The organism is Pseudocitrobacter vendiensis (assembly GCF_943590815.1).
In the GTDB taxonomy this organism is placed as follows: Bacteria; Pseudomonadota; Gammaproteobacteria; order Enterobacterales; family Enterobacteriaceae; genus Pseudocitrobacter; species Pseudocitrobacter vendiensis.
The window spans coordinates 309,533-326,320 of sequence record NZ_CALSBS010000001.1; the positions used below are offsets into that span (position 1 = coordinate 309,533).

General features: G+C 53.3%; 14 protein-coding genes. 10 read left to right on the forward strand and 4 right to left on the reverse strand.

Annotation, left to right across the window (positions count from 1 at the left end; all coding sequences use genetic code 11):
* The first annotated feature begins 44 nt into the window (after positions 1–44).
* Together fsa and NMC31_RS01470 are read left to right on the forward strand one after the other, a co-directional pair.
* Positions 45–707, forward strand: a complete 663-nt coding sequence (gene fsa / locus NMC31_RS01465; RefSeq protein WP_253896710.1) for a fructose-6-phosphate aldolase — start codon at positions 45–47, stop codon at positions 705–707.
* A gap of 164 nt (positions 708–871) precedes the next feature.
* Entirely contained in the window at positions 872–1,357 is a 486-nt protein-coding gene (locus NMC31_RS01470; protein WP_253896711.1) for a hypothetical protein, read from the forward strand.
* Positions 1,358–1,412: 55 nt separating this feature from the next.
* Here NMC31_RS01470 and NMC31_RS01475 read toward each other — a convergent pair whose 3' ends face one another.
* Both NMC31_RS01475 and NMC31_RS01480 read right to left on the reverse strand, forming a co-directional pair.
* The gene (locus NMC31_RS01475; RefSeq protein ID WP_253896712.1) at positions 1,413–3,404 is read right to left on the reverse strand and encodes a heparinase II/III domain-containing protein; all 1,992 of its coding nucleotides are present in this window, start codon (positions 3,402–3,404) and stop codon (positions 1,413–1,415) included.
* 19 nt (positions 3,405–3,423) lie between these two features.
* Positions 3,424–4,653, reverse strand: a complete 1,230-nt coding sequence (locus NMC31_RS01480; protein ID WP_436649184.1) for an alginate lyase family protein — start codon at positions 4,651–4,653, stop codon at positions 3,424–3,426.
* A 501-nt stretch (positions 4,654–5,154) separates the two neighbouring features.
* Here NMC31_RS01480 and NMC31_RS01485 point away from each other — a divergent pair.
* From NMC31_RS01485 to NMC31_RS01510, 6 genes are all read left to right on the forward strand, one after another.
* On the forward strand, positions 5,155–6,444 hold the full coding sequence (locus NMC31_RS01485; RefSeq protein WP_253896713.1) for an ABC transporter substrate-binding protein: 1,290 nt from the start codon (positions 5,155–5,157) through the stop codon (positions 6,442–6,444).
* A gap of 32 nt (positions 6,445–6,476) precedes the next feature.
* Positions 6,477–7,394 (forward strand): carbohydrate ABC transporter permease, encoded by a 918-nt coding sequence (locus NMC31_RS01490; RefSeq protein ID WP_253896817.1) that lies wholly within the window; start codon positions 6,477–6,479, stop codon positions 7,392–7,394.
* A 9-nt stretch (positions 7,395–7,403) separates the two neighbouring features.
* On the forward strand, positions 7,404–8,243 hold the full coding sequence (locus tag NMC31_RS01495) for a carbohydrate ABC transporter permease (RefSeq protein ID WP_149461431.1): 840 nt from the start codon (positions 7,404–7,406) through the stop codon (positions 8,241–8,243).
* 10 nt (positions 8,244–8,253) lie between these two features.
* Complete coding sequence (locus NMC31_RS01500) at positions 8,254–9,345, forward strand: ABC transporter ATP-binding protein (protein ID WP_253896714.1); 1,092 nt, start codon at positions 8,254–8,256, stop codon at positions 9,343–9,345.
* 10 nt (positions 9,346–9,355) lie between these two features.
* Positions 9,356–10,507: an alginate lyase family protein gene (locus tag NMC31_RS01505; protein WP_253896818.1), complete on the forward strand. Its 1,152-nt coding sequence runs from the start codon at positions 9,356–9,358 to the stop codon at positions 10,505–10,507.
* Between the two features lie 376 nt (positions 10,508–10,883).
* Positions 10,884–11,564 (forward strand): oligogalacturonate-specific porin KdgM family protein, encoded by a 681-nt coding sequence (locus tag NMC31_RS01510; protein WP_253896715.1) that lies wholly within the window; start codon positions 10,884–10,886, stop codon positions 11,562–11,564.
* A gap of 262 nt (positions 11,565–11,826) precedes the next feature.
* On the opposite strand, the gene moeB is transcribed toward NMC31_RS01510, so the two are convergent.
* Positions 11,827–12,576: a molybdopterin-synthase adenylyltransferase MoeB gene (gene moeB / locus NMC31_RS01515; protein WP_149461434.1), complete on the reverse strand. Its 750-nt coding sequence runs from the start codon at positions 12,574–12,576 to the stop codon at positions 11,827–11,829.
* On the reverse strand, positions 12,576–13,811 hold the full coding sequence (moeA, locus tag NMC31_RS01520) for a molybdopterin molybdotransferase MoeA (RefSeq protein WP_253896716.1): 1,236 nt from the start codon (positions 13,809–13,811) through the stop codon (positions 12,576–12,578). The genes moeB and moeA overlap by 1 nt, the downstream gene beginning before the upstream one ends.
* A gap of 163 nt (positions 13,812–13,974) precedes the next feature.
* On the opposite strand from moeA, the gene iaaA reads away from it, so the two are divergent.
* The gene (gene iaaA, locus NMC31_RS01525) at positions 13,975–14,913 is read left to right on the forward strand and encodes a beta-aspartyl-peptidase (RefSeq protein WP_253896717.1); all 939 of its coding nucleotides are present in this window, start codon (positions 13,975–13,977) and stop codon (positions 14,911–14,913) included.
* An 11-nt stretch (positions 14,914–14,924) separates the two neighbouring features.
* Positions 14,925–16,772 carry a glutathione ABC transporter ATP-binding protein GsiA gene (gene gsiA, locus NMC31_RS01530; RefSeq protein WP_253896718.1) on the forward strand — a complete coding sequence of 616 codons (1,848 nt, stop codon included), beginning with the start codon at positions 14,925–14,927 and terminating at the stop codon, positions 16,770–16,772.
* The last annotated feature ends 16 nt before the right edge of the window (positions 16,773–16,788 follow it).

The window sequence follows — 16,788 nt, forward strand, 5'->3', positions numbered from 1 at the left end:
GGTAGTGTTAAAGCATGCTCAATCTCACGGTTTAAGGAACGGTGATGGAACTCTATCTCGACACTTCTGATGTAGCGGCAGTTAAAAAGCTGGCGCGGATTTTTCCGCTGGCAGGTGTAACGACGAACCCAAGTATCGTCGCGGCTGGTAAACAAAGCCTCGACGTTTTACTGCCTGCGCTGTACGAAGCAATGGGCGGTAAAGGTCGTCTGTTTGCACAAGTAATGGCGACCACTACCAACGGCATGGTGGCAGATGCCCATAAACTGCGGGCGATTATTCCTGATCTGGTGGTAAAAGTACCGGTCACCGCGGAAGGCCTGGCGGCAATTAAGCTGCTAAAAGAGGAAGGTATTCCAACTCTGGGCACCGCCGTTTATGGTGCGGCGCAGGGCTTATTGTCGGCGCTGGCGGGGGCGGAGTATGTCGCGCCTTATGTCAATCGTGTGGATGCGCAGGGCGGCAACGGTATTCAGACCGTGTGTGAATTGCAGGAACTGCTGACGCTGCATGCGCCACGTTCGAAAGTGCTGGCAGCGAGCTTTAAAACTCCGCGTCAGGCGCTGGATTGCCTGCTGGCGGGCTGTAAATCGATTACGTTGCCGCTGGATGTCGCACAGCAACTGATTAGCTACCCGGCAGTGGACGCTGCGGTGGCGAAATTTGAACATGACTGGCAAACAGCGTTTGGTCGTACTTCGCTGTAATCGTATTCTTCCCGACAGCGGGCGCTGTCGGGACTCGCTAAGCACTATTCCTGGTTTTCTTCGCTTCCCTATCAAACACTAGCCGCTGCATTCGCATTCGTTATCTAATGGATCTGTTCTTCTTTTTGTGTTCACAAAGACGTTAAAAGATAAGGAATATCTATATGGAGAAGGCGTACGCGTTTGTAGAGACTTTTATGCAGCAAAGAGACATTGAACAGATTTACGTAGAAGATAGCCCGGCGTTTTGGGTCGACTGGCGTGAGTATGATGAAGATATTGCCGACTACTGTCACATTGATGGCCTGACTGCCGAAGTATGTGATGCGGACAACGATCTAGGCTATGACCTGTTTTTTAGCTACAAAGACAGAAAAACCCAAGTGCTCTTTGAAGAAGAAGAAATTACCCGAGATCCTGCATTGCAGGCGATCAATCGGGTTATTATGCCTGATTACGAACTCCGTTTTATGACGGATACGCTGGGTGGCGATGGGCTGGCGTTTATTGTCCTGGAGGGACAAAGATGGCAGACATTAGCGGCTAAGTACGGTAAAGATGCGCTGGACTCACGCTTTTTGCCTATTACCGATGATACAACCATGTTTGGGCTGTCGTTTGATGAAGTGATGCAGTCGATTAAAGTGTGAATGCGTTAGGTAGAATAGAATGCCACCTCTTTTCAGGGAGGTGGCAATAAGCAGATCATGTCCGAATCGGTAGCAGCCCCGTCGATGCAGGCAGGGTGATTCGGCTGACCGCTTCACCCCGCCAGCAGCTAAAATAGCTACCTTCTGCATCCTGTGTGAGCTGGATATCGGTAATCGGGCTGGTTGTGTTGAAATCCCACACACAAACAAACTGCGCGTTTTTTTTCTGGCTGCGTAAAATCACGTAACTCAGGTCGCTAATTGCCGGATTTCCCGGCGCATTACCTTGCCATATCTCCCCATCGCCCGCGAACCAAAGGATGATTTCCCCCCGGGGATGGCGGAACTGACGCCGCTGAAAATCATTCAGCGGCGAAACCACGCCATTACGCAGGATGCTAAGCGGGCCGGTCGCCGCAAAGGTTGCCCGTTCCCCCTGACTATCTGTCGCCTGCGCATCCAGATGCAGCGTCCAGTCAAGCTGTTGCTCATGCGGATTCACCACATCAGAAATATCGAGCAGCGCATCCTCCACCCACAACACCCGGCGGCGGAACTGAATGTCTTTCCAGGCATCGACATCCCACTCCACGCGTGTGTGGCTGTTCAGCTGCGGCGCAGGTTCTCGCCAGTCGACGTGGCTGTCGAGCCAGAAATAATCGGCGCCCTGATGCCAGCCAGAAACCTGCGGCGTCGCGGGCGGTTGATTAGTTTGATTTACGCTGATCGTGTTATGCGTCGCACTATTTTTATAATACGCGTAATGCATCGCCGCGCCGTAGCCGGTGGTGCCGAGATCCGGCAGGATGGGGAAATGGTGATCCCAGATCATCACGCTCAAACGATCGTAATGATCGTGCTCGCCGCCATAGGGGGAGTGCTTGATCAGCACAGCCTGGCCGTTTTGCGGTTTACGCCACAGGCTTATGCCCGCGCCCGGCGCGTACAGAGAGGTTTCTGGAATCACCGACGTGAGGAACTCCGGCAGGGCATTATCACGCCAGAGCACCGTTTCCATATCCTGAGTCTCTTCGCCGAGGAAATGCAGTACCTGGGCGTAGCGCGGTTCGTGATACAAAAACCACGCGAATTCATAGACATCGCGATGGTGTAACGTCTCCTGTCCTGCGATGCAATCATTCAGGCGGGGGAAGGTGCCGTCGGGCATCAGCAGGGAAAGCGGAAAATCGAGCATCTGCCGATAGTAAGGGAGATGCCGCAGGCTCCAGTAGGTGCCATACGCCATTTTTTCAAAGGCCATAAAACCTTGTAGCGCGTAGTAGTGATAATGTATCGAACCTTCGAACCACAAGCCTTCCTCCAGCAGGCCATGTTCCAGCTGCCAGCGAAGCCCGTAGGGCTGATTGACGGCAAAATCAAGTAGCGTATCGTCTTCAAGAATAAAGCCGATCACCGCAATTGCCGCATTAATCTTGACCTCATGGTTATGAATTTGTGGGCTGCGGTGCGCCATCAAAAACGTGGCGGCTTCGCGCAGCAGGCGCTGGCAAATTGCGTGCCGCTCAGAGGGTGATAACGCATCGGCGATAAAATCGTAGCCCAGCGCCATGTCCAGTACACAGTTGGCTTCGCACAGGGTTTGTGCGTTCATCTTGCCAGGACCGTTGTGCGGAATATTGCCGTGTTCCTGATAGCCGGGATAGTACTCGGCGTAGCGGGTTAATATTTCCGCCGCTTTATCGGCATAGCGCCTTTCCCCGGTGAGTTGCCACAGCAGGCCCAACTGGTAACAGGCCTGTGCATTACGCCCATTCATCTCGCGCCACCACGCGCTGTCATAGGGTTCGCCGCCGAATATCTGGTTATCAATCGGGCAGCGATGCTGTGTCGGGGAGTAGCGATCCCATACCAGCCTTACGCCGTGTTCGGGGCAAAAGTAGTAGAGATTCCAGCTGGCAATTCCCGTCTCTGGCACTTGCGCAGGGGCGCTGATAACGGGGTTAAGCCCACGTATTAACGCTTCAACCTGGGAACCGCGTAAGGCGCGTTCGCGAATCGCATCCCAGCGATGAATAAATTGCTTCATGGTTTGCTTATCCTTTGCATTAATGCGCGAGCGGCAGCGGGCTGATGAGCGTGGTGATGTCGTCCGGGTATTTCGCCTGCAACCATCGTGCTTTCTGGGTAAAGGCCGCATCGTCAGGCCAGGCATGCGCGGCGGAAGAAACGTTGAACAGCGCCTTTTTATCATCCCATTTATCGATGTCTTTCCACGGCCACGCGGTTTTACCGTCAACGAACTGAGCAACGTAGGCGTAGCCCTTACGCAGGCTGTGATCGTCGAGGGAAAAGTTCCAGATATCGACGCCCACTTTCTCGCCCAGACGCCCCAAACGGCTATAAGCTTCGAGATTAAAGTTGCTGTAGTGCCACGGGCGGGTGCGTTCGAGTTCGGCGGTCTGTCGGCCCTGAATATCAAAATGCCCGGCGATGCGGCGAAGTTGGGTGATTTGCAGTTGTTTTTTCGCTTCTTCCGGTTTTCCGCTAAACCAGGCGAATGTCGCTGCCTGCAAATCAAACCAGGAGCCATGGTTGTTATGCCAGTTCTGCTCTTCAAAACCGTTCTGACTGGTCATCATCCAGTGCCAGAAATCGCCATACCACACCTGAAGTTTCTGATAATCGCTATCGGAAAGCTGATGTGTGCCATGCAGCAGTTCAATGGCATCCACGACGTCAACCAGTGCGCGGCTGTCGATGATGCCGATACCGCGGCCATTGTTAATGCCTGGAATCGCCTGCGCGTATTGCAGATTAGCGTTCATTTTGGTTTGTGAGTTGAGGAACCAACTGTTGATTTGCGCCACGGCTTTTTCGGCATAGCGTTTATCCTGTGTGAAGTACCAGGCCAGCGTCAGCGTATAGACATCGTTGCTCATTTTGACCAGACGATTTTTATCTGTGGCGTCACTGTTCGCCGCCGGGTTGGTTTCGCCATCTTTGCGGATGTAAGGCAGGCCATCTTTTTTGTCTGGATCGGGCCACCAGTAGGGCGGGAAACTGTAATAGTCATGTTTATCACCGCTCACCGCGACCAGCGTTTTATCCATCACCGAAAAAAGTGGATGCTTAAGCGCGGCGTCGGCACGTTTCACCAGCGTATCACGAGCCTGGATAAACGCGGGGGATTTTGCCGTAATCTGCTGTTGACTGTATGCCAGGTCATCGGGTGAGAGAATAGCCGGTTTTAGCGGTGTGACTGCGTGCAATGAGGCGCTCATGCTCAGGGAGAGCATCGTCAGACATAATATTCCACTATATTTCACAACTTTCATATTTATACCCTTAGTTAATGTCTGGGTGACTGCCGGAAAATATGTTCATGGCGTCACCGATTTGTTATGTGATGAGTAAAAAATAAAGACCCTGCAGTATTTAAATACCGCCTGAAACAATGTTCTGGATTTAATTTGTCGCAGTGTAAAAGAGCATGCAGGAAAAAATGTGATGCAGATCCAACCTGACGTTAGAACGTAAAAACGGGGATGAAATTGTGTTCTTCATCACAAAATATGACAGAAATCAAAAAAAGTGAAAAACATAAATAAAAAACATAATTACACAACCAATTGAAAATAAAACGTATTTTTCATTTGTATAAAATTTAACCGATTTTTAGTGTGATCGGAGACAAACTTTTCAATTTCGAAACGCTATTTCTATTTTGCCCCGTTGTATTTGAAAAACGCATTCTATTAAATGAGGGTTAATATTGAATCGGTCTGATTTAACTGAATCGGTAATACCACGCTGCCCTACAAAAAAAGGATATGAAAATGTCTGGAAATAAAATTCGCTCGATACTTCTGTTAACAGCTTTAGGACTGGGATGTGGGCAAACCTTTGCCAGTACAACGCTGAATGTCTGGATTCGTGCGGGCAATGACTCAAAAAATATCTATAAAAATGAGGCGCAAGCCTTTGAGAAAAAAACGGGCGTCAAAATTGAGTACTTCAACGCCACGACGGATTTTGAACAACGTCTGGCACGTGCCGCGGCGGGGAATGCACTGCCTGATTTGATCTTCAACGACGCCACGGCGTTGGGGCAATTTATTCAGCTCGGCATTGTCGAGGAAATAAAACCTGAGTCGATTGCCGGCAGTCAGGATCTGTTCCCCACGGCATGGGAAAGTACCCGTTATGCGGACGGCAAATACTACGGTGTGCCAACTTCCGCGCAAACTTTTGCCCTGTTTGTAAGAAAAGACTGGCGCGAAAAACTCGGCCTGCCTCAGCCGAAAACCTGGGACGACATCTTAGCGATGGCGAAAGCCTTTACCACGCAGGACCCGGACGGCAACGGAAAGCAGGATACCTACGGGTTTATCGTTCCGGGCTCAACCACGCGCGGTTACGCCAGTTGGTTTATGAGCAGCTTTATCTGGCAGGCAGGCGGCGACTATGTCGAGAAGAAAGGCGATAAATTTACCGCCACGCTGAATACACCGGAGGTGGCGCAGGCGACGCAGTTTGTGCGTACGCTGCTGTGCGAAAAAGTGGCTCAACCGGGGGCGATTAACGCCACAACGGCAGATGTCATACCGTCTTTCCGGTCCGGTCAGTCCGGGATGTTCTTCACGGGACCTTATCACATTGCGTTGATGGATAAAGATCCCGGCAAAGATAATTACGAAATCGTCAACATCCAGGGGCCAAAAACGGAAGCCACACTGGCGGAAGGCACCACGGTATTTCTGATGAAAAGCAGTAAGCAGAAGGAAGATGCGCGTAAATTCATCGAGTTTATGATCTCGAAAGAAGGGCAGGAGATCGGCATGGGTAAAGGCAGCAAAAACATTCCGGTTGTTCGCCTGCCGGTGAACAAAAACGTCAATGTCGAGCAGGTCTATCAGGACTCACGCTGGAATAACTTTGCCGTCCTCTATAGCAGTCATGGTCGCTATGTTCCGCAGATCCCAAACTGGACGCCAGCGCGCCAGGTCACGGCTGACGGCTTTAACCGCATTTTTGCCGATTGTTCAAGCGACATTCCTGAAGAACTGAATGCCATGAATGAAAAGCTTAATCAGGAACTGGCAAAGCAAAACGTGCTGGCTAATTGAGGTCCCGATTAATGACACTACACGAAAGTAAAATGGTGACGCCTCAATGCAAAGAGGCCGATGGCGTTCGCTGGTTGACGCCCGCCCGCAAGCGCGCGCTAATCCCATGGATATTCCTCGCCCCGGCGCTGATCATTTTTACCTGGTTCAAATTCATCCCCATGATTCAGGGGCTGGTGATGAGTTTCTACAAGGTGAACTTTAATCAGCCCAATGAGTGGGTCGGCGGCGCAAACTTCGCGCGCGCGTTTGCTGATGCGGAATTACATTCGGCGGTGGCGAATACCTTCCTGTACGTACTGGTCACCATGGTGGTGGCTGCTGTACTGGCTTTTTTCCTTGCGATGCTGCTCGAAGGTCCTGCGCGCCATTTGCGGTTCATTCGAACCGCTATCTTTTTGCCTGCGGTCACCAGTGCGGCAATCGTGGCAGAGATGTGGCGCATTCTGTTTAACCCCACGCCGAACGGCGTGGTGAACCATATTTTGAGCTGGTTTGGGGTGGCGGATCAGGGATTCCTCGCCAGCAGTGACCAGGCGCTGTGGGTCATTATGCTGCTGCATATCTGGAAAGCGGTGCCGTACAACATGGTTATCTTTATCGCCGGTCTTGCGGGTATCAGCCGCGACTTATATGACGCGGCGAACGTGGACGGCGCGAACTGGTGGAATCGCCTGCGTTACGTCACGCTCCCGGGAATGATTCCGGCACTGTCCGTGGTGTTGATGTTGTCATTTATTCGTGGTTTCCGCGTGTTTGCCGAAGTCTACGCCACGACCGGCGGTGGGCCATCTAACGCCACCGAGATGATCATGACGCATATCTACAAGCTGGGCTTCGAGCAGTTCGATTACGGCTATGCCTCAGCCGTGTCGTTCCTGTTGTTTGCCTTTACCGTGGTGCTGACCATTTGCCACCTGACGTTGAAAAAACGCATTGCGCGTTACTAAGGAGACAACATGATAAGTAAACGTTGGGACACGGCAGGACGCTGGTGTATCTATCTGTTGTTGTTAATTGTCTTTGTAGGCCCGTTCTGGGGCATTGTCGCCACGGCATTCAGCGGCGCGCCGGTTAAACCCGGCGAACTGCTGGCCTGGCCAAAATCCTTCTCGCTGGAGAACTTTATCTTCGCCTGGCAGGATATCGGCGTCTGGCAGTATCTGCTGAACTCCATTCTGGTGGTCTTTTTCGGCACCATATTGCAGGTTTCGGTGAGTGCGCTTGCCGCCTACGCGCTGGCGCGTAAGAAGTTTCGCGGTGTTGCGCTGGTGAGCCTGGTTATTCTTTCAACCATGATGTTACCGGAAGAGGTGATCGCCATTCCGTTGTACATGATCATCAACTGGCGCCTGCCGTTTATTGATGCTTCGCTCTATAACAGCTATCTCGGCATGATCCTGCCGGTTGTGGGCTGGGCGTTCTCAATCTTTGTGCTGACCGAGTTTATGTCGGCAATCCCGAAAGAGCTGGAAGAAGCCGCGCGCATTGATGGTGCGAACGAATGGCAGATCTTTTTCCACGTCATTTTGCCGCTGGTCAAACCGGCGCTGGGTACGGTAGTCACCTTTGGTTTCATCATGATTTGGGACCAGTATCTGCTGCCGCTGATTGTCATTAACCAGGACAGCCTGAACACCATTCCGGTGATTCTGGGGACGCTGCGTACCGATGAAAGCATCACGCCGAATATTTTCATCGCCATTACGCTGCTGGCTATGCTGCCAAGCATCATTGTTTACCTGGGTCTGCAAAAACATTTCAATCGCGGGATTATGTCCGGCGCGGTTAAAGGATAAGGAGTCTGTTATGGGATCGGTTGTACTGAATAATGTCCGTAAATCCTACGGCGACGCGCATGTGATCAAAAATGTCTCTTTGACGATTCCGGATGGCGAATTCTGCGTGCTGGTAGGGCCAAGCGGCTGCGGGAAGTCGACGCTGCTGCGCATGATTGCCGGGCTGGAGGAGATCTCCGAGGGCGATATCCATATTAATGAGCGCGTCGTTACCGATGTGGAACCGAAGCTTCGTGATATTGCGATGGTCTTCCAGAGCTACGCGCTGTATCCGCAAATGACGGTACGCGAAAACATGGGCTTTGCGCTAAAAATGGCGAAGCTGCCGAAAACGGAAATTAATCAGAAGGTGGAAGAGGCGGCGGAATTATTAAACCTGACGCCGCTGCTGGAACGTCTGCCGAAAGATCTCTCCGGCGGCCAACGCCAGCGCGTGGCGATGGGGCGCGCCATCGTGCGCAAGCCGCAGGTTTTCCTGTTCGATGAGCCGCTCTCCAACCTTGACGCCAAACTGCGTACTCAGGTGCGCGGCGAAATTCGTGAATTGCACCGTCGACTGAAAACCACCTCGGTGTACGTCACCCACGATCAAATAGAAGCAATGACCATGGGGCAGATGATTGTCGTGCTGCGCGACGGTCGCATTGAGCAGGCCGGGACGCCGCTGGAGCTTTACGACCGTCCGGCAAATCTGTTTGTTGCCGGGTTTATTGGTTCGCCTGAAATTAATCAGCTTAAGGGTGAGATTGTGCTGGATGGCGATATTGCTCAACTACGGCTGCGCGACGGTTCGCTGCTGCGTCTGCCAGACGACATCAATGTCACTCAGGGGCAGCAGGTGGTTTACGCCATTCGCCCGGAGCAGGTCAATGTCGTGGGCCAGGCCCAGGAGGATGCGCTGGGCGCGGTGATCACCGCCATTGAAAATACCGGTTCAGACATGCAGCTATTTTGCGACACTGGCGGCGGAGCCTTTACCTCAGTATTTAAGCAGCGCTTGGCGGTGAAAGAGGGCGAGAAAGTGTGGTTACAGCCGAAGCTTTCCGGCGTGCATTTGTTTGATGCCGCAACGGGCGAGCGTATTGCCAACAAAGGGGAGTAGCGTCGTGGCGATGAAACTCTACACGCTTGATGAAATCTGTCTGGAAAATGCCCGGCTGGGGCTGAAACAACCGTTTTCACCGCTTCAACTGGCGTTGAGTCGCTTGATCAATGATGCCGACGCTTTAAAACGGATGCCGCCGGAAAGTGTGGTACATAAAAAACTGCGCCCGGCTAGCGGGGATGCTCACGATTATTACAGTCTGGGCACTTACTGGTGGCCGAATCCGCGCAGGCCCAACGGCTTACCCTATATCCGTCGCGACGGGCATACCAATCCGCAGTGCGAAAATAATGATACGGACACCACGCGTATTATCCGCATGTGTGAGCGCTGCCTGACACTAGGGCTAGCGTGGTATTTCAGCGGGCAAAAACAGTATGCTCAGGCGGCGGCGGTACAAATACGCTGCTGGTTCCTTGATAGTGATACACGAATGAACCCGCATCTGAACTACGGCCAGGCGATCCCCGGCGTGGTCTCCGGTAGAGGTACAGGGCTTATCGATACGCGCCTGCTGTGGATGGTAATCGATACTATCGGCCTGATTTCACCCGCAGGTGTTCTCGATACCGATGATATCATTGGCCTGCATCAGTGGTTCCGCGATTTTAACCACTGGATGTACTACAGCGATATCGGCCATTCAGAATATGTCTGGCACAACAATCATGGCACCTGGTACGACGTGCAACGGACGGTGAATGCGCTGTTTTACGGTGATAAAGGTCTGGCGGCGCGAATTATTGAGCAAGGATTCACCCAGAGAATGGCGGCGCAAATTGATCAGGATGGTAAACAGACCATGGAGCTGGAACGCACCATGCCTTTCCACTATTCCCTTTTTAATCTGGAAGCCCATTTATTATTAAATCGCTACGCCGAACATGTTGAAATCGATCGCTGGAATCATATTCGCGATGGGCGTGGAGTGAAAAAAGGCATCGATTATCTGGTGCCTTTTATCCGCGAACCTGATCTATGGCCATACAGTGATTTACAGGGCATTGTTTGGGATAGCGCCACCCGCGTATTACTACAAACATTGCGTGGCTATCATAAATATTCAGAGCAATATCGCGATTTATTAACGACCTTCCCACAGGAAACGATGAGTCTGAAAGAACAATTGATGTGGTGCCCACCTTTACGCAGAGTCTGACATACCTATTTACAGGCTGGGTGCGGCGTTAACGCCACACCCAGCCTGCTGTTGTACGCCATTAAACGCTACGTTAATGCCCGGATATTCCGGGCATTTTTGTATTTATTATTTTATATGCTAATAATTATAAATAGCCCGTAATTATGTATTTTTTAATAAAAACAAAATCAAAACAATATTTTAAATTAACTTGATAGCGATCTCATTTTTATTTTTAGTTAAATGACAATGTCGTTTTTTATATTTAAAATCCAGCCAGTAGTACAGGATGAATGTCTGCGGCATGCTTAATGATTTTATTATTAAGTAACAGGGAGCTATTACTTCTAAAAAATACTTCTGCCGCCTTTTTATAATATCAGAGGAAAATAGTGTGAAAAAAATTGTTACCTTTATTGCACTTGCCCTGGTCAGTGCATCGGCAAGTGCTGTCACTATCGACTTGCGTCATGAATATACCGACGACAGTCAGGTTCAGAAAGATCGTTTATTGATTTCTCACCGCTTTGCCAATGGCTTCGGTATTTCGATTGAGGGCAAGGTGAAGTCGGGTGGTGATGATCAGGATAAGGCGTTTAACGACGTCGTTGATAACGGAGATGAATATGTTGTCAGCTACCAGTTTAACGCAGCACCGGGCTTAACGGTGCAACCCGGCTTTGCGCTGGAAACATCATCTTCAAAAGCGATTTATAAGCCTTATATTCGCGGCCAATATACATTTGAAAATGGCATTTATATCGCTGGGCGTTATCGCTATGAATACACGCGTGATACTTCGGCGGATAAGGACGATGAACATATCAACCGCGGCGACCTGTGGCTGGGGTATAAGATCAAGCAGTGGGCCTTTGAAGGCAATTATTTGTATAAGAAGAGCGAAGACTACGATCGCTTTAATAACGGTAAAGACGATTACGAGTTGAACTTAAAAGTAGCTTATAGCATTGATAAAAACTGGAAGCCCTATGTGGAACTGGGGAACGTCTCCGTGCGCTCGACCACAGATGAACGCCAGACACGTTACCGTGTTGGCTTGCAGTACACATTCTAAAGCTGAATACTTTCAGGCAGGTTATTGTGCCTGACCCGCCACCCGGCGGCGTCGCCAGCACAATGCCTGATGGCGCTGCGCTTATCAGGCCTACCCGCACCTGACCCGTAGGCCGGGTAAGGCGCAGCCGCCACCCGGCAATGATGCACAATAGCTAACCGTAGGTCGGGTAAGGCGAAGCCGCCACCCGGCAATGATGTACAATAGCTAACCGTAGGCCGGGTAAGGCGCAGCCGCCACCCGGCAAACAGACCGCACCGGGTTACCCGCAAACCTCACACCCTGGATGACGCATCAGCTTCATTTCGCGGAACTGGCAGCTCATCGCGTCATACATCACGATTTTTCCGGCGGCAGGCGTGCCGTAGTGGGTGAGCACTTTAATCGCCTCCATCGCCTGTAATGAGCCAATCACGCCAATTAGCGGCGACATGACGCCCGCTTCTACGCAGGTCAGCGCATTCTCGCCGAATAGACGGCTCAGGCAGCGGTAACACGGTTCCCCTTCCTGCCAGGTGAAGACGCTGATTTGCCCCTCCATACGAATAGCGGCGCCGGAAACCAGCGGCGTTTTATGGCGGAAGCAGCCCGCGTTAAGCTGATTGCGAACCGCGACGTTATCGGTGCAATCGAGCACAAGATCGTGCTGTTCGATCAACGCCCACAGCGCGTCGTCGTCAAGCATCGCATTATGCGTTACCAGATGCGTATGCGGGTTAATCCGCGCCAGTGCATCGCGTGCGGAATCCACCTTTGGCTGACCAATGGTGGCGTCACTGTGCAGCGTCTGGCGCTGAAGGTTAGAGAGCGCCACGGTGTCGAAATCGACCAGCGACAGTTGCCCGATACCCGCGGCGGCCAGATACTGCGTTGCCGCGCAGCCCAGCCCACCGAGGCCGACGACCAGCACTTTCGCCTCTTTCAGCCGCTCCTGCCCGTCGAAATCAAAGCCGCGCAGAATGATTTGTCGGTTATAGCGCATCATCTCCGCATCGCTGAGTTCCGCTGCCATTACAGGCCTCCCAGCAGATGATTAAACGGTTCCACCTCAACCCATTCGCCTGCTTCGACATGACCGCGCTCGCGTTCCAGCACGATAAAGCAGTTACCCTGGCTGAAGGAGCTGAAAATGTGCGAGCCCTGATGGCCGGTGGTGCTGACGGTCAGTTCACCGTTAGCGTCGCGCTGCAAAACACCGCGCTGGAAATCGAGACGGCCAGGCGATTTTTTCAGGCGTGCGGCGGCACGCACGCGCAGGCGTGGCGCTTGTGTGGAGCCGGTGAAACCGCTCAGTTTCGCCAGCAGCGGCTGTACCAGTTGGTAGAAGGTGAGCGCCGCAGAGACCGGGTTACCCGGCAGACCACAGAACCAACTGTGGCTCAGTTTGCCGAACGCGAAAGGTTTGCCCGGCTTAATCGCCAGCTTCCAGAAGCCGATTTCGCCCAGTTCGTCGAGAATGGTTTTGGTGTAGTCCGCTTCGCCAACGGAGACACCACCAGAGCTGATGACCACGTCAGCTTCGCTATCCGCTTTGATAAACGTCTGACGCAGCTGTTCCGGGTCATCGCGAATAATGCCAAGATTAATCACCTCACAGCCCAGTTGTTCCAGCATCAGATGCACCGCCAGACGGTTGGTATCGTAAATCTGACCGTCACCCAGCGGCTGGCCAGGCAGTTGCAGTTCGTCACCGGTGGAGAACAGCGCCACGCGGATTTTGCGTATCACATCTACCTCAGGGATTCCCAGCGAGGCCAGCACAGGCAGTTCAGCAACGGTCAGGCGCGTACCTGCCGGGAAAACCACCGCGCCGTTGGCGATGTCTTCCCCGCAACGGCGGATGTTCTGGCCCGCTTTCACCGGGGCGGTAAAACGCACGCCCGTATCGGTTTGTTCGGTTTGTTCCTGCATCACAACTGCGTCACAGCCCGCAGGAACCGGCGCACCGGTCATAATGCGGATGCAGCTTCCGACAGGCCATTCACCGTGATACGGCTGACCTGCAAAGGCTTTCCCCGCGACCATCAGCGGTGCGTCGGTGGCGATATCGCTCAGGCGCACGGCGTAACCATCCATCGCCGAGTTATCAAATCCGGGTACATCCAGCGGTGAAACCACATCGCGCGCCGTGATACGGCCAAAGGCCTGCACAAGGGGAACAGATTCTGAAGTATTGAGCGGGGTGATTCTTCCGAGCATCTGGCTCAGCGCATCATCAAGCGGGATCAGGCCGGCGGTAAAATCCATGGGTAAACTCCTGGGAAAACATCGAATCCGCCCATTATGGCAGAAAAGCGCGGCTCACTGTATTCCACCAGAGGCGTATCTTTATTCAAAAATCGAATAGGTTTGATGCCACGATAATGATATTTATAGATAAAGTTATTTAATGATAGGCAATGAAGAATCCATGGGAAAAGCAGTGATTGCGATTCATGGCGGGGCGGGGGCGATTTCCCGCACGCAGCTCTCGACGCAGAAGGAACTGGAGTATGTTGAGGCGCTTTCCGCAATTGTGGAACACGCGCAGCATAGCCTGGAGGCGGGCGCGAGCGCGCTCGACGTCGTTACCGAGGCGGTACGCCAGTTAGAGGAGTGTCCGCTGTTTAACGCCGGAACAGGGTCTGTGTTTACCGCCGATGAGACCCATGAACTGGACGCCTGCGTGATGGACGGTTATTCGCTGAACGCCGGGGCGGTGGCAGGGGTAAAACATCTGCGTAACCCGGTGCTGGCGGCGCGGCAGGTGCTGGAAAACAGCCCGCACGTGCTGCTGATTGGCGAGGGCGCTGAAACCTTTGCGCAGCAGCAGGGTATTGAGCTGGTGAATAACAACATGTTCTCTACGCCTGAACGTTTTCAGCAGCTTCAGGAAGCAAAATCTCAGCGTTCTGTTTGCCTCGATCATGACGCCCCACTCGATGAGCGCACCAAAATGGGCACCGTTGGCGCGGTGGCGCTGGACAAACACGGCAATCTGGCGGCGGCGACCTCCACGGGCGGTATGACCAACAAGCTGCCTGGTCGCGTCGGTGACAGCCCGCTGGTGGGTGCCGGATGCTACGCGAATAATGCCAATGTGGCGGTCTCCTGTACCGGTACGGGGGAAGTCTTTATCCGTGCGCTGGCGGCTTACGATATCGCGGCACTGATGGAATATGGTCATCTTAGCCTGCACGATGCCTGCGAACGTGTGGTAATGGAAAAACTGCCCGCACTGGGCGGCAGCGGCGGCCTGATTGCTATCGACAACGAAGGCAATGTGGCACTGCCGTTTAACAGTGAAGGGATGTATCGCGCCTGGGCCTATGCAGGCGACACGCCAACCATCGGCATTTATCGGGAATAAGGAGACATTGCTTGCCGCACTCTGAACACCTCGATGCACAGAATGTCCTGAGCGTTCAGGATCTCTGCGTGACCTTCGGCCAACAGCAGGCCGTTCGCCAACTGAGTTTTAGCCTTAAACGGGGTGAGACGCTGGCGATCGTCGGCGAATCGGGATCCGGGAAATCCGTGACCGCGCTGGCGCTGATGCGCCTGCTGGAGCAGGAAAATGCGCGCGTGCGCAGTAAACAGATGCTGTTGCGCCGCCGCAGCCGCGATGTCATCGAGATAACAGAGCAGTCGTCTGCGCAGATGCGCAAAGTCCGCGGTGCGGATATCGCGATGATTTTTCAGGAGCCGATGACTTCACTGAATCCGGTGTTCACGGTCGGTGAGCAAATTGCGGAATCTATTCGATTGCATCAGGGGATGAGCCGCGAAGAGGCGCTGGCGGAAGCGAAGAAAATGCTGGAACGCGTGCGCATCCCTGAAGCGCAGGCGATGCTGGCGCGTTATCCGCATCAGCTTTCCGGTGGCATGCGTCAGCGGGTGATGATCGCGATGGCGCTCTCCTGTCGCCCGGCGGTGCTGATTGCCGATGAACCCACAACGGCGCTGGATGTCACTATTCAGGCGCAAATTTTACAGTTGATCGACGTGTTGCAAAAAGAGATGTCGATGGGGGTTATCTTCATTACCCACGATATGGGCGTGGTGGCGGAAATTGCCGACCGCGTGCTGGTGATGTATCAGGGTGAAGCGGTCGAGACAGGCAGCGTTGAGGCGATTTTCCGTGATCCTCAACATCCTTATACCCGCAAACTGCTGGCGGCGGTGCCGACGCTTGGCGAAATGCGCGGCAGCGATTTGCCGCGCCACTTCCCGGAATTTAATTCGCCCGCGTCTGACATTGAAGAACAAAATACTGTGGTTGCCGGCGAGCCTGTGCTTCAGGTGCGCAATCTGGTTGCGCGCTTTGATATACGCAGCGGCTGGTTGAATCGCGTGACCCGCGAAGTGCACGCGGTTGAAGATGTTAGCTTTGATCTCTGGCCCGGCGAAACGCTGGCGCTGGTGGGGGAATCGGGCTGCGGAAAATCCACCACCGGACGCGCGTTGCTGCGGCTGGTCGAGGCGCAGAGCGGCACCATCACCTTTAACGGCGCGCGTATTGACACGCTCTCCGCGCATCAGCTTCAGCCTCTGCGTCGCGATATTCAGTTTATCTTTCAGGACCCTTATGCGTCGCTCGACCCGCGCCATACGGTGGGTTACTCAATTATGGAGCCCCTGCGCATCCACAAGAAGCTGGAAGGCGAGGCCGCGCAACAACGCGTGGCCTGGCTGCTGGAACGTGTGGGCTTGCAGCCGGAGCACGCCTGGCGGTATCCGCATGAGTTTTCCGGCGGCCAGCGTCAGCGCATCTGCATTGCCCGCGCGCTGGCGCTGGAGCCGAAAGTGGTGATTGCCGATGAATCGGTTTCGGCGCTGGATGTGTCGATTCGCGCGCAAATTATTAATCTTCTGCTTTCCTTACAGCGGGAGATGGGCATTGCGTTTTTGTTTATTTCACACGATATGGCGGTGGTGGAGCGCATCAGCCACCGCGTGGCGGTGATGTACCGGGGGCGAATTGTTGAAATTGGCCCCCGGCGCGCCGTCTTTGAAAACCCGCAGCACCCTTACACCCGTAAATTACTGGATGCCGTACCGGTAGCCGATCCCACGCATCGTCGGCCGCAGCGCGTGCTGCTCTCTGACGAACTGCCGGGCAATATTTATAAGCGGGGAGACGCGGTGGTGAGCGTTCCGTTGCAGCAGGTTTCGCCGGGGCATTTCGTGGCCCGCGAACCGACGGCAAATGCGCTCTTGCGAGAATAATAATGACAGGCAGGGT